We start from the raw sequence: 12910 nt of genomic DNA on the forward strand, positions 1-12910 counted from the left end.
TAAAACGGAGTATAGGTAGTAATGGGTCAGGAAAAGCTATATATCGAGAAAGAACTGAGCTGGTTAGCATTTAACGAACGCGTGTTACAGGAAGCGGCGGACAAATCCAACCCGTTGATTGAGCGGATGCGGTTCCTGGGAATCTATTCTAATAACCTCGACGAGTTCTACAAAGTGCGTTTCGCTGAACTGAAACGACGCATTATTATCAGCGAAGAACAGGGTTCAAATTCTCATTCACGCCATTTGTTAGGCAAAATTCAGTCCCGTGTGTTGAAAGCAGACCAGGAGTTCGACGGCCTGTACAACGAATTACTGCTGGAAATGGCGCGTAATCAAATCTTTCTGATCAACGAGCGTCAGCTCTCGGTGAACCAACAAAGCTGGTTGCGCCACTATTTTAAGCACTATTTGCGCCAGCATATTACCCCGATTCTCATTAACCGGGAGACGGATCTTGTTCAGTTTTTAAAAGATGATTACACCTATCTGGCGGTGGAGATTATCCGCGGCGATACCATCAACTATGCGCTGCTGGAGATACCGTCCGACAAAGTCCCACGCTTCGTTAATCTGCCGCCGGAAACACCGCGCAGACGCAAGCCGATGATCCTGCTGGATAATATTCTGCGCTACTGCCTGGATGACATTTTTAAAGGGTTCTTCGACTATGACGCGCTCAATGCCTATTCGATGAAAATGACCCGCGATGCCGAATATGACCTGGTGCATGAGATGGAATCCAGTTTGATGGAGCTGATGTCTTCCAGCCTGAAGCAGCGCCTGACCGCTGAACCTGTGCGCTTTGTCTATCAACGCGATATGCCCGCCGCGCTGGTCGACGTGCTGCGGGAAAAACTGACGATCTCCCGGTATGACTCAATCGTACCCGGCGGGCGCTACCACAATTTTAAAGACTTTATTAATTTTCCGAATGTCGGTAAAGCCAACCTGGTCAATAAACCGTTACCGCGGTTACGCCATCTTTGGTTTGATAAAGAGAAGTTTCGTAACGGTTTCGACGCGATTCGTGAACGTGATGTGCTGCTCTATTATCCTTATCACACCTTTGAACATGTGCTGGAACTGCTGCGTCAGGCGTCGTTTGACCCAAGCGTGCTGGCGATCAAAATCAATATTTATCGCGTAGCGAAAGACTCGCGCATTATTGACTCGATGATCCATGCCGCCCATAACGGCAAAAAAGTCACCGTGGTGGTGGAGTTGCAGGCGCGCTTCGATGAAGAGGCGAATATTCACTGGGCCAAGCGGTTAACCGAAGCGGGCGTCCACGTTATTTTCTCTGCGCCCGGGCTGAAAATTCACGCCAAACTCTTTCTCATCTCACGAAAAGAGGGCGATGACGTGGTGCGTTATGCGCATATCGGCACCGGTAACTTCAACGAGAAAACGGCGCGGCTGTATACCGATTATTCGCTGCTGACCGCCGATGCGCGCATTACCAATGAAGTGCGTCGGGTCTTTAATTTTATTGAAAACCCCTATCGCCCGGTCACTTTCGATTATTTGATGGTTTCTCCACAAAACTCACGGCGTCTGCTGTATGAGATGATCGATCGTGAAATCGCCAATGCCCAGCAAGGCTTACCGTCAGGGATTACCTTAAAGCTTAACAACCTGGTCGATAAAGGGTTGGTCGACAGGCTATACGCCGCGTCGGGTTCGGGCGTCCAGGTCAATCTGCTGGTGCGCGGTATGTGTTCTCTTATTCCGCAACTGGAAGGCATTAGCGATAATATTCGCGCGATTAGCATCGTGGATCGCTATCTTGAACACGATCGGGTTTATATTTTCGAAAACGGCGGTGATAAGCAAGTTTGGCTCTCTTCAGCTGACTGGATGACGCGTAATATTGACTACCGTATCGAAGTCGCTACGCCTATCCTCGACCCGCGGCTTAAACAACGCGTCCTGGATATCATTGACATTCTGTTTAGCGACACGGTAAAAGCGCGTTTTATCGATAAAGAACTCAGCAACCGCTACGTACCGCGCGGCAATCGCCGTAAAGTCCAGGCGCAGCTGGCAATTTATGACTACATCAAATCACTCGAGCAACCAGACTAACGCTATGCCAATTTACGATAAATCCCCCCGCCCGCAGGAGTTCGCTGCGGTCGATCTCGGCTCAAACAGCTTTCATATGGTTATTGCCCGCGTGGTTGACGGCGCAATGCAGATTATCGGCCGTTTAAAACAGCGCGTCCATCTGGCGGACGGGCTGGGCGCAGATAACAAACTCAGCGAAGAAGCCATGGAACGGGGGCTTAGCTGTCTGTCGCTGTTTGCTGAACGCTTACAAGGTTTCTCCCCTTCCAGCGTCTGTATCGTAGGCACCCATACGTTACGTCAGGCGCAAAATGCCGCTGATTTTCTCAAACGCGCGGAAAAGGTTATTCCCTACCCGATAGAGATTATTTCCGGTAACGAAGAAGCGCGCCTGATTTTTATGGGCGTAGAACATACGCAGCCGGAAAAAGGCCGCAAGCTGGTGATCGATATCGGCGGCGGGTCAACAGAGCTGGTCATTGGCGAAAACTTCGAACCCAGGCTGGTTGAAAGCCGTCGTATGGGCTGCGTGAGCTTCGCGCAGCTCTACTTTCCCGGCGGCGTTATCAATAAAGAAAACTTCCAGCGCGCCCGAATGGCGGCGGCGCAAAAACTGGAAACCTTAACCTGGCAGTATCGTATTCAGGGTTGGAACGTAGCGATGGGCGCTTCCGGTACGATTAAGGCCGCTCATGAAGTTCTCCTGGCGCTGGGTGAGAAAGATGGCTTCATTACGCCGGATCGCCTCGATAAACTGAAGTCAGAAGTGTTGAAGCACCGCTCCTTTAATGCGCTCAGCCTGCCGGGTCTGTCTGAAGAACGAAAAGCGGTCTTTGTGCCGGGCCTGGCGATTCTGTGCGGCGTTTTTGATGCTCTGGCTATCCGCGAGCTTCGCCTTTCCGACGGCGCGTTGCGCGAAGGCGTACTGTATGAAATGGAAGGCCGCTTCCGCCATCAGGATGTTCGCAGCCGTACCGCAAAAAGTCTGGCCAATCAATATAACATTGACAGAGAACAGGCCAGACGCGTGCTGGAAACCACCATGCAGATGTACGAGCAGTGGCAGGCCCAGCAGCCAAAACTGGCGCATCCGCAGCTTGAAGCGTTGCTCCGCTGGGCGGCAATGCTGCATGAGGTTGGACTGAATATTAATCACAGCGGTTTACATCGCCATTCGGCTTATATTCTGCAACACAGCGATTTGCCCGGCTTTAATCAGGAGCAGCAAATGATGATGGCGACGCTGGTGCGTTACCATCGTAAAGCCATAAAACTGGATGATATGCCCCGCTTTACGCTGTTTAAGAAAAAACAGTATCTGCCGTTAATTCAGCTACTTCGTCTGGGCGTATTACTGAACAACCAGCGGCAGGCGACCACTACGCCGCCGACGCTGCGACTAACGACCGATGACAGCCACTGGACGTTATGTTTTCCGCATGACTGGTTCAGCCAGAATGCGCTGGTACTGCTTGATCTGGAAAAAGAACAGCAGTACTGGGAAGCGGTAACTGGCTGGCGTCTCAATATTGAGGAAGAAAGCTCGCCGGAGATCGCCGCGTAAATTGTGGATCAGACGCCGCGCCGCGGCGTCTGTCTTTACTGAATCTCAGATAATAGCTGCGGCTCGCCAATTAAATATCCCTGAAGATAGTCGATCCCCAACGAGAGCACGACGCTTCGTATTTCTTCGCTCTCGACATACTCCGCGACGACCTGCATATTTTTCATTCGCGCTAAATGACAAATAGAAGCCACAATCTGATAATCGAGACTGTTTGACACTATATTGCGAATAAAACTGCCATCAATTTTAAGAATATCGGCGTCAACGTTTTTCAGCCGCGCATAGCTGGCGTAGCCAGTACCGAAATCATCAATCGCTATCTGACAGCCAAACTGCTGTAGCTGTCCCAGCGTCAACTGCGCCTGCTCAGCATTGGTGAGAGAGTTGCTTTCCGTTACCTCAAAAACCAGTTGCCAGGGTTCAACCTGATATTGCGTAAGCAACTGCTTAACTTCTGCAGGGAAACGAGCGCGGCATACCGATGTTGGCGACAGATTAATGGCAAAACGATGCGCGGGCATATATTCCCGGCTGGCCGCCATAAACCGCAGCGTGTTTTCAATCACCCAGAGATCGATAGCGGAAGACAATCCAAACTCATGCGCCACGGGTAAAAAATTGTCCGGGTTGATAACGTCGCCGTTGTCATCCCTGAGTCGCAGTAAAATTTCATGGTAAACGTCCCCACGAACGCCGAAAATAGGCTGCGCCATCAGGAAAAAATGATCGTGCTCCAACGCCTGTTGCAGCCGATTCATCATCGCAATTCTGCCCTTCAAATCGCGCTGCAGGTGCATTGCGCCGCGCCGCTGTAAATCCTCCGGCGCGTTAGTCGTCAACGAAAGATCGGAACTGGTGCTTAATTCGCCCAGCAGAAGATAAAGGTGGCTAACCGGAGAACGCACGCAGCAGTAGCTCACGCCGACAGGCGGCTGTAGCGGCAGTCCGTCCCAGATAAACCGAAACTGCTTAATATGTTTATCCAGCGCTTCAATACGCTGCTGATGCGCCTCTGTATTAAGACGCAGCACCAGGTCGTGCCCTGACATCTGGTAGACGCACTCATTTGAGGCCAACATCGGCGTAATCCAGTGAGAGAGCTTTTGCTTATACTGGATGCGTAGCATGACGCCATAATTTTTACCCAATAGCTCCAGGCCCGGCACGTGTAAAAAACAGATCGTAGACCAGGGCGCATTTTGGAGCGCGCGGTTTAACGCACGTAAATTGGGAAGATGTACAACCGGGTCAAGATAGGCCAGCCGCCGTGCGCGACCACTCACTACGCGCTGACGCGTGGCCAGTACAGACATATAATTAACAATAAAAGAAAAAACCAGATAGCTCGAAGAGGTAATCGCTAATTGCGTATCATAACCTGAATACCAGGGCATATAACGCTGATAATAATGAATCGACGTAATTAACACGACGGCCCAGATAATTGAAATAAACTTATAGCCATAGCGCATCGCGCCCCACAGCATGACCGGCAATAATAACGAAAGCGTATAGTTGGTACTAAATATTGAACTATTATCAGTCAATGGCATACACAGTATAAACATTAGTGTAGTCAATACGGCCAGCCAAATAACGATCTCTTTTTTAGTGGCCTTGCTATCAATCTGTAGCTTTAATTGCTGATAATACCCCCGTAGGTGCAGCGGATTGCGGAGAGTACGAATAATAAAATAGCACAATGGCACGCCGACAAGGTTACCGACCAGTAACGCCTGGTAATTAATCAGCGTGTTGATATTAAAGGGCATTACCCCCATCAGGCTGGCTTTGCTTTCGTACATGCCAACAAAAGCGGCAAACTGGTAAATGACCAGAAATAATGTTGCAGAACAAAATACCTGCCAGAATATTCGTTGAAACAACAGGTGGGCGTCGCCGTGGGAAACATTGTTTCGCCGGGGGGAAAAGACACGATAGCCGCCCCAGCTTAGCACGATAGTGATGATAAAGTGCATCGTCACGGAAAGGGTTTCATACAGCCCTGTCTGCGGGTATCTGCGCCAGAAGATAGCAAGCACAATGCCCGGCAGTGCTGCCCAGCCGAAAAAGAGCATCAGGCTAAGCATAAAAGCTAACGGCAGGTAAAAAAGAACCACATTTCCAGTGCTGGTAAGCGCATAAGTATTTGCGCTACTTAAAACAGGTAGTAAAATCGAAGGAAGGATGAGCGGTAGTCCCCACCATTTATCTCTGATATTTATATAAGTTTTATTTAGTTTCATAGATGCTCAGCAGAACCCCCCAATCCCAAAGGGGCGTTAACAGACAGGCATCCCACCTGACTTTAAATTGATGATGCGATATACATCACACGATAGTCATCGATTGTAATTATTAAACAAAAGTAACATTTGATTTAAGTCAATTATTACCTTTCTCCTGCAGCCTTTATTCGCCTTTTTATTCTTTGTTATCATTAATTTATTATTAATGTAAATACTAAAATTATCTTCCATAACAATATAAGATAAATCAACTGACGCAATTTTACATTAAGAGGAATTGACCATCGGTTCGCAGTATGCCTTAATGTAGAGTGAACGCAGGCTTGTTACGTTCTTCGCCTTGATAATACCCTTGAAGAACCCAGCCTGATCCCGCCCATACCGCTGGGCCAACGTTAAGGAACCCTTTGTGAGTCAGGCCAACAGTATGCGAAAACGACATCGATTTAACACTCGCATGACCCGTATCGTACTGCTTATCAGTTTTCTCTTCTTCTTTGGACGTTTCGTCTACTCTTCTATCGGCGCCTGGCAGCACCATCAGGATAAAAAAGAAGCGCAACAGTCATCGCTTTCTGTCACCACACCGGGACAACGTTAAGCTGTTATCCGTTAAAAAGCCCGCGCAAGAAAAAGAAGCTTTAGCGTTAACGCAAAAAGACAACCCACTCAATGGGTTCAGGCCATGATCAGACGCTTAAAGAGCAACCGCGGGATATCCAGCCTGGGTGATAAGATCACATGCGCGGTTACTAAGATTCCCTCGACTGAATACAAAATCCGATAGCCTTCAGCGTGCCCCTATCATGTACTGCAAAACAACCCCGATGATCTTTTTTTTCAAAGAGGTGAATCGCTTACTACCCCGTAATTATTAGTTAGAACAAAGAGATTAGGTGTTGTATAATTTTTGGTCATGGTTAGAAGGGGTGAGTAAATGGACACTACTGAAACATTGAATGGTACGTACTTCTACGGCGGGTTATCCAACCTGACACCACAACAACTATGGTGGGCTATCACCATCGCCGTTGTGAGCGATCATCTGGGGATCTCAGCGGTCGATGCTGCACTGGTTATCTCAGGGCAACCAGTTCTACCTACGAGGGGTAAACCTCGTGGGACAACTCCAGGAACATCAATTGCTTCTAAGTACATCAGTAATTGGTTGAACTATAAACTGCCACCTGGGATCAGATTACCAACGTTGACAGGCAAAACCATCAACTCATTACAGCTAAGCTCAACGAATAATTTAGGTCGTTTCGTTGGTCGTAATGTACCCTGGCTCGGTTGGGTTATGACATTCACTACGATTTATGATATCCAGCGTGATATTAAAGATACATTTAATCGTGTGGCGGTTCCTAAAGATCGCATTCAGTGGACGTACTTCTAATGAGAGATATTAAGAAAGAAATTATCGATTTTATCGATCAGGAATATAACACTAAAAAGTACTTTCTCTGTGGGCCAAAGCGAACCATCACGCTTGATACCAGTATTAGGGATGATCTTAAACTCGTTTTTGAAGATAGTGAAGAACTTCTACAAGAGTACTTCAAGCGTTGGAATGTAGATCCAGAAGGATTTGACATACTCAACTATCTGAATCCAGAGTACTTTGGAAGTAAAGAGCCTGATCCGCGTAAGCCACTAACGGTTGGTATGCTCGTTGAAAGTGCTAAAGCTGGACGTTGGTTATATAGTTGAAGAATAAAGTTATTATATTTTAAATACCCCTTATTTGGGCTGAATCGCCACGGATAACCTGGGCACTTCTGAGTCGTTGGTAGATCTTTTTCTTTATCCGTTCACGCTTCAGTAGCTGGAAAAAGCTTTCTGCAACCGCATTGTCATGACAGTTGCCACGACGGCTCATACTGCCCTCCAGTCCGTGCGATTTCAGCCATTCATAGCGGGTGTACTGACCACCCTGATCAGAATGAACCAGCACCTGTTTTTGGGAATGACGTCGCCACACGGCCATCAGAAGCGCATTCAGGACAATATCTTTTGTCATTCGTGGTTGCATTGACCAACCGATAACTTTGCACGAGAACAAATCAACGACCACGGCAAGATACAGCCAACCTTCGTGGGTTCGTAATTACGTCAAATTTGCCGTCAGGAGCTGTGCACTACACAGAAAACTCATCTATGCGCATAAATAAAAACCCTCTGCAAAAACAGAGGGTTAAATTCACTTTTACCTGTTCATGAAAACACAGGAAGGGTTATCGACTTATTCCCACTCAATGGTAGCCGGTGGTTTACCGCTGATGTCATACACCACACGGGAAATCCCGTTGACTTCATTGATGATGCGGTTGGAAACACGACCGAGGAAGTCATACGGCAGGTGCGCCCAGTGCGCGGTCATAAAGTCGATGGTTTCGACGGCACGCAGGGAGACCACCCAATCGTACTTACGACCATCGCCCATCACGCCTACGGAACGGACCGGCAGGAAGACGGTAAACGCCTGACTGACTTTGTCGTACAGATCCGCTTTGCGCAGCTCTTCAATGAAGATAGCGTCCGCGCGACGCAGCAGGTCGCAGTACTCTTTCTTCACTTCGCCCAGTACGCGTACGCCGAGGCCCGGCCCCGGGAACGGGTGACGGTACAGCATGTCGTACGGCAGGCCCAGCTCCAGACCAATCTTACGCACTTCGTCTTTGAACAGCTCTTTCAGCGGTTCAACCAGACCCATCTTCATCTCTTTCGGCAGGCCGCCGACATTGTGGTGAGATTTGATGACGTGCGCTTTACCGGTTGCAGACGCCGCAGATTCGATAACGTCAGGGTAGATGGTGCCCTGCGCCAGCCATTTCACGTCTTCCAGTTTGAGCGCTTCTTCGTCGAACACTTCAACGAAAACGCGGCCGATGATCTTACGCTTGGCTTCCGGATCGTTCTCACCAGCCAGCGCGGACAGGAAGCGCTCTTCCGCCGGAACGTGAACGATATTCAGGCCAAAATGGTCGCCAAACATGTCCATCACCTGCTCGGCTTCGTTGAGACGCAGCAGGCCGTTGTCGACGAATACACAGGTCAGATTTTTACCGATCGCGCGGTGCAGCAGCATCGCGGTGACGGAAGAATCCACACCGCCGGAGAGACCGAGGATCACTTTATCGTCGCCTACCTGCTCGCGAATGCGCGCCACGGCGTCGTCGATGATCTTCGCCGGCGTCCACAACGCTTCACACTGGCAGATATCACGCACAAAACGCTCCAGCATGCGCATCCCCTGGCGGGTGTGAGTCACTTCCGGGTGGAACTGTACGCCGTAGAAGCGTTTTTCTTCGTTAGCCATGATGGCGAACGGGCAGCTCTCGGTGCTGGCGACGGTCACGAAGTCGGACGGAATCGCCGTCACTTTATCGCCGTGGCTCATCCACACGTCCAGCAGCGGTTTGCCGTCGGCGGTCAGGGAATCTTCAATACCGCGAACCAGCGCGCTGTCGGTCAGCACTTCGACCTGCGCGTAACCAAATTCACGCTCATTAGAACCTTCTACATGACCACCAAGCTGCATCGCCATGGTCTGCATCCCGTAGCAGACGCCAAATACCGGCACGCCTGCTTCAAAGACATACTGCGGCGCGCGCGGGCTGTTTTCTTCGGTGGTGCTTTCCGGGCCACCGGAAAGAATAATGCCGCTTGGGTTGAAGTCACGAATTTGTGCTTCTGTCACATCCCACGCCCACAGTTCGCAGTAAACACCCAGCTCACGCACGCGGCGTGCAACCAGTTGAGTGTACTGAGAACCGAAGTCCAAAATGAGGATGCGATGCTTATGAATGTTTTCCGTCATTGACGCTTATTCCGAGGCAAGTGAAACAGATTAAATAAATCGCCCGACGCGAAGGTCGGGCGAAGAAAATCAGGAGCCCAGACGGTAGTTCGGGGACTCTTTGGTGATGGTCACGTCGTGAACGTGGCTTTCCTGGATACCCGCACCGCTGATACGCACAAACTCCGCTTTAGTACGCAGTTCGTCGATGGTAGCACAACCGGTCAGCCCCATACAGGAGCGCAGGCCGCCCATCTGCTGGTGAATGATCTCTTTCAGGCGACCTTTATAGGCTACGCGGCCTTCGATACCTTCCGGCACCAGTTTGTCGGCGGCGTTGTCGCTCTGGAAGTAACGGTCAGAAGAGCCTTTGGACATCGCGCCCAGCGAGCCCATGCCGCGGTAAGATTTGTACGAACGGCCCTGGTAGAGTTCGATTTCGCCCGGCGATTCTTCGGTACCGGCCAGCATAGAGCCCACCATTACCGCGCTCGCGCCTGCGGCGATGGCTTTGGCGATATCGCCGGAGAAACGGATACCGCCGTCAGCGATAACCGGAATTCCGGTGCCTTCCAGCGCTTCCACCGCGTCAGAAACAGCGGTGATCTGCGGAACGCCCACACCAGTCACGATACGAGTCGTACAGATAGAGCCAGGGCCGATACCCACTTTCACCGCGCTGCAACCGGCTTCCGCCAGTGCGCGAGCGCCTGCGCCAGTGGCGACGTTGCCGCCGATGATTTGCAGGTCAGGATATTTAGCACGGGTTTCACGGATACGTTGCAACACGCCTTCAGAGTGACCGTGAGAGGAGTCGATCAGCAGTACGTCAACGCCCGCAGCAACCAGCGCGTCAACACGTTCTTCGTTACCCGCGCCTGCGCCGACCGCCGCGCCGACACGTAAACGGCCCTGCTCATCTTTACAGGAGTTTGGTTTACGTTCCGCTTTCTGGAAATCTTTTACGGTAATCATGCCAAGCAGATGGAAGTTATCATCAACGACCAGCGCTTTTTCTACGCGTTTTTCGTGCATTTTTGCCAGCACGACTTCACGGGCTTCGCCTTCACGAACGGTCACCAGACGCTCTTTCGGCGTCATGTAGACACTCACCGGCTGGTTCAGGTCAGTCACAAAACGCACGTCACGACCGGTGATGATACCCACCAGCTCGTTATCTTCAGTCACCACCGGATAGCCCGCAAAACCGTTACGCTCGGTCAGGGCTTTCACTTCATGCAACGTGGTGGTTGGCAGGACGGTCTGCGGGTCGGTCACTACGCCGGACTCGTGTTTCTTCACGCGGCGAACTTCTTCCGCCTGGCGCTCAATGGACATGTTTTTGTGGATAAAACCAATGCCGCCTTCCTGGGCCAGGGCAATTGCCAGGCGCGCTTCCGTCACGGTGTCCATCGCCGCAGAAAGCATAGGAATATTCAGACGAATAGTTTTCGTCAACTGCGTGCTGAGATCGGCAGTATTCGGCAAAACGGTGGAGTGAGCGGGAACAAGGAGGACGTCGTCAAACGTCAGGGCTTCTTTAGCGATACGTAGCATGGGCAATATCTCACCTGGGAGGTTAATAAATATTGCCGCGGCATTATACAGAACGTAATCGGTTGCATCTACATTTTTTTGCAAATAGTGCTTGCGATCCCCCGTGAGCAGGTTACTATCGATTGAATAACCTGCTGATTTAGAATTTGATCCCGCTCACATGTTATCCTCTCAAACTTCCTCAATTTTTACCGTAAGCCGCCTTAACCAGACGGTTCGTCTGCTGTTAGAACAGGAGATGGGACAGGTATGGATCAGCGGCGAGATTTCTAATTTCACGCAGCCTGCGTCGGGCCACTGGTACTTTACGCTCAAAGACGATACCGCTCAGGTGCGCTGTGCGATGTTCCGTAACAGCAACCGCCGGGTGACGTTCCGTCCGCAGCACGGGCAGCAGGTGCTGGTACGCGCCAACATTACGCTGTACGAGCCGCGCGGCGATTATCAAATCATCGCCGAAAGTATGCAGCCGGCTGGCGAAGGCTTGTTGCAGCAGAAATATGAGCAGCTAAAAGCCAAACTCCAGGCCGAAGGCTTGTTCGATCAGCAGCATAAACAGCCGTTGCCCTCCCCGGCCCACTGCGTGGGGGTGATCACTTCGAAAACCGGCGCGGCGCTGCACGATATTCTCCACGTGCTAAAGCGTCGTGACCCATCCCTGCCCGTTATTATCTATCCAACCGCGGTCCAGGGCGACGACGCGCCGGGGCAGATCGTTCGTGCTATCGAACTGGCGAACGCGCGCGGCGAATGTGATGTACTGATCGTCGGACGCGGCGGCGGTTCGCTGGAAGATTTGTGGAGTTTTAACGACGAACGCGTGGCGCGGGCGATTTTTGCCAGCCGCATTCCGGTGGTCAGCGCCGTCGGTCACGAAACGGACGTCACGATAGCTGATTTTGTCGCCGACCTGCGCGCGCCGACGCCATCAGCAGGGGCAGAAATTGTCAGCCGTAACCAGCAGGAGTTGTTGCGTCAGATCCAGTCCGCCCAGCAGCGTCTGGGCATGGCGATGGACTACTACCTCGCCAACCGCAGCCGCCGTTTCACGCAGATTTTTCACCGTCTGCAACAGCAACATCCGCAACTGCGTCTGGCCCGTCAGCAAACCGCGCTGGAACGTCTACGCCAACGGATGGGATTTGCGCTTGAGGCCAGGATTAAGCAGGCCAATCAACGCCAACAGCGCGTAAGTCAACGCCTGAGCCAGCAAAATCCGCAGCCGCGCATTCACCGCGCGCAGTCGCGCATCCAACAGCTGGAATATCGTCTGACGGAGAATATCCGCTCACGGTTAAGCGAACAGCGCGAGCGTTTTGGCAACGCGGTCACGCATCTGGAAGCGGTCAGCCCGTTAGCCACGCTGGCGCGCGGCTATACGGTTTCGACGACAACGGACGGCAAGGTGCTGAAAAAGATCAAACAGGTCAAAGCAGGCGATATCATGACCACGAGACTGGAGGACGGCTGGCTTGAAAGTGAAGTCAAATCCGTCACGCCGGGCACGTAATCCAACACTCCCCCACCCTTTGCAGCGCGATGTTGGGTTTCGACTTCGCCTCAGCCAACCTACGCGCCACGTCGGATAAGGTGTAGCCATAATCTGACGATCAACCGGTTTGTCATTCGCCTCAAAACCGGGCAGGGAACACCCGCCCGGTTTTG

Annotated in this window: 10 protein-coding genes and 2 pseudogenes; 6 read left to right on the forward strand and 6 right to left on the reverse strand. The window is 51.3% G+C overall.

What is annotated here, in order from left to right:
• Positions 1-21 precede the first annotated feature (21 nt).
• Together ppk1 and ppx are read left to right on the forward strand one after the other, a co-directional pair.
• Complete coding sequence (gene ppk1 / locus J4617_RS14795) at positions 22-2088, forward strand: polyphosphate kinase 1 (protein WP_000529555.1); 2067 nt, start codon at positions 22-24, stop codon at positions 2086-2088.
• A gap of 4 nt (positions 2089-2092) precedes the next feature.
• A complete protein-coding gene (gene ppx / locus J4617_RS14800) occupies positions 2093-3634 on the forward strand; it encodes an exopolyphosphatase (protein WP_001123326.1) in 1542 nt (513 codons plus the stop codon).
• Positions 3635-3669: 35 nt separating this feature from the next.
• On the opposite strand, the gene J4617_RS14805 is transcribed toward ppx, so the two are convergent.
• Together J4617_RS14805 and J4617_RS14810 are read right to left on the reverse strand one after the other, a co-directional pair.
• Positions 3670-5883 (reverse strand): sensor domain-containing phosphodiesterase, encoded by a 2214-nt coding sequence (locus tag J4617_RS14805; RefSeq protein ID WP_000773647.1) that lies wholly within the window; start codon positions 5881-5883, stop codon positions 3670-3672.
• Between the two features lie 96 nt (positions 5884-5979).
• The gene (locus J4617_RS14810; RefSeq protein ID WP_001540598.1) at positions 5980-6117 is read right to left on the reverse strand and encodes a hypothetical protein; all 138 of its coding nucleotides are present in this window, start codon (positions 6115-6117) and stop codon (positions 5980-5982) included.
• A 178-nt stretch (positions 6118-6295) separates the two neighbouring features.
• On the opposite strand from J4617_RS14810, the gene J4617_RS14815 reads away from it, so the two are divergent.
• Complete coding sequence (locus J4617_RS14815) at positions 6296-6487, forward strand: YfgG family protein (RefSeq protein ID WP_000075924.1); 192 nt, start codon at positions 6296-6298, stop codon at positions 6485-6487.
• Between the two features lie 77 nt (positions 6488-6564).
• On the opposite strand, the pseudogene J4617_RS23045 reads toward J4617_RS14815, so the two are convergent.
• Positions 6565-6684, reverse strand: a pseudogene (locus J4617_RS23045) (hypothetical protein); the annotation flags it as partial.
• Positions 6685-6823: 139 nt separating this feature from the next.
• Here J4617_RS23045 and J4617_RS23195 point away from each other — a divergent pair.
• Together J4617_RS23195 and J4617_RS14825 are read left to right on the forward strand one after the other, a co-directional pair.
• Positions 6824-7285 carry an STM2901 family protein gene (locus tag J4617_RS23195; protein WP_000381628.1) on the forward strand — a complete coding sequence of 154 codons (462 nt, stop codon included), beginning with the start codon at positions 6824-6826 and terminating at the stop codon, positions 7283-7285.
• The gene (locus J4617_RS14825; RefSeq protein WP_023994424.1) at positions 7270-7599 is read left to right on the forward strand and encodes a DUF1493 family protein; all 330 of its coding nucleotides are present in this window, start codon (positions 7270-7272) and stop codon (positions 7597-7599) included. The genes J4617_RS23195 and J4617_RS14825 overlap by 16 nt, the downstream gene beginning before the upstream one ends.
• Positions 7600-7678: 79 nt before the next feature.
• Here J4617_RS14825 and J4617_RS14830 read toward each other — a convergent pair.
• The 3 genes and pseudogenes from J4617_RS14830 to guaB form a co-directional block, all read right to left on the reverse strand.
• Positions 7679-8008: pseudogene (locus J4617_RS14830) on the reverse strand (DDE-type integrase/transposase/recombinase); the annotation flags it as partial.
• 123 nt (positions 8009-8131) lie between these two features.
• Complete coding sequence (gene guaA / locus J4617_RS14835) at positions 8132-9709, reverse strand: glutamine-hydrolyzing GMP synthase (RefSeq protein WP_000138296.1); 1578 nt, start codon at positions 9707-9709, stop codon at positions 8132-8134.
• Between the two features lie 69 nt (positions 9710-9778).
• A complete protein-coding gene (gene guaB / locus J4617_RS14840; protein ID WP_000944174.1) occupies positions 9779-11245 on the reverse strand; it encodes an IMP dehydrogenase in 1467 nt (488 codons plus the stop codon).
• A gap of 160 nt (positions 11246-11405) precedes the next feature.
• Between guaB and xseA the strand changes: the two genes are divergently transcribed.
• Positions 11406-12755 (forward strand): exodeoxyribonuclease VII large subunit, encoded by a 1350-nt coding sequence (gene xseA / locus J4617_RS14845; protein WP_017465489.1) that lies wholly within the window; start codon positions 11406-11408, stop codon positions 12753-12755.
• Positions 12756-12910: the final 155 nt, after the last annotated feature.

Origin of the sequence: Salmonella sp. 32010601201800023SM, assembly GCF_017572235.1 — a bacterium.
GTDB classification, from domain to species: domain Bacteria; phylum Pseudomonadota; class Gammaproteobacteria; order Enterobacterales; family Enterobacteriaceae; genus Salmonella; species Salmonella enterica.

Coding starts and splice junctions, on each gene's coding strand:
- ppk1 (WP_000529555.1), top strand. CDS start 22: ATGGGTCAGGAAAAGCTATATATCGAGAAAGAACTGAGCTGGTTAGCA.
- ppx (WP_001123326.1), top strand. CDS start 2,093: ATGCCAATTTACGATAAATCCCCCCGCCCGCAGGAGTTCGCTGCGGTC.
- J4617_RS14805 (WP_000773647.1), bottom strand. CDS start 5,883: ATGAAACTAAATAAAACTTATATAAATATCAGAGATAAATGGTGGGGA.
- J4617_RS14810 (WP_001540598.1), bottom strand. CDS start 6,117: ATGGAAGATAATTTTAGTATTTACATTAATAATAAATTAATGATAACA.
- J4617_RS23195 (WP_000381628.1), top strand. CDS start 6,824: ATGGACACTACTGAAACATTGAATGGTACGTACTTCTACGGCGGGTTA.
- guaA (WP_000138296.1), bottom strand. CDS start 9,709: ATGACGGAAAACATTCATAAGCATCGCATCCTCATTTTGGACTTCGGT.
- guaB (WP_000944174.1), bottom strand. CDS start 11,245: ATGCTACGTATCGCTAAAGAAGCCCTGACGTTTGACGACGTCCTCCTT.
- xseA (WP_017465489.1), top strand. CDS start 11,406: ATGTTATCCTCTCAAACTTCCTCAATTTTTACCGTAAGCCGCCTTAAC.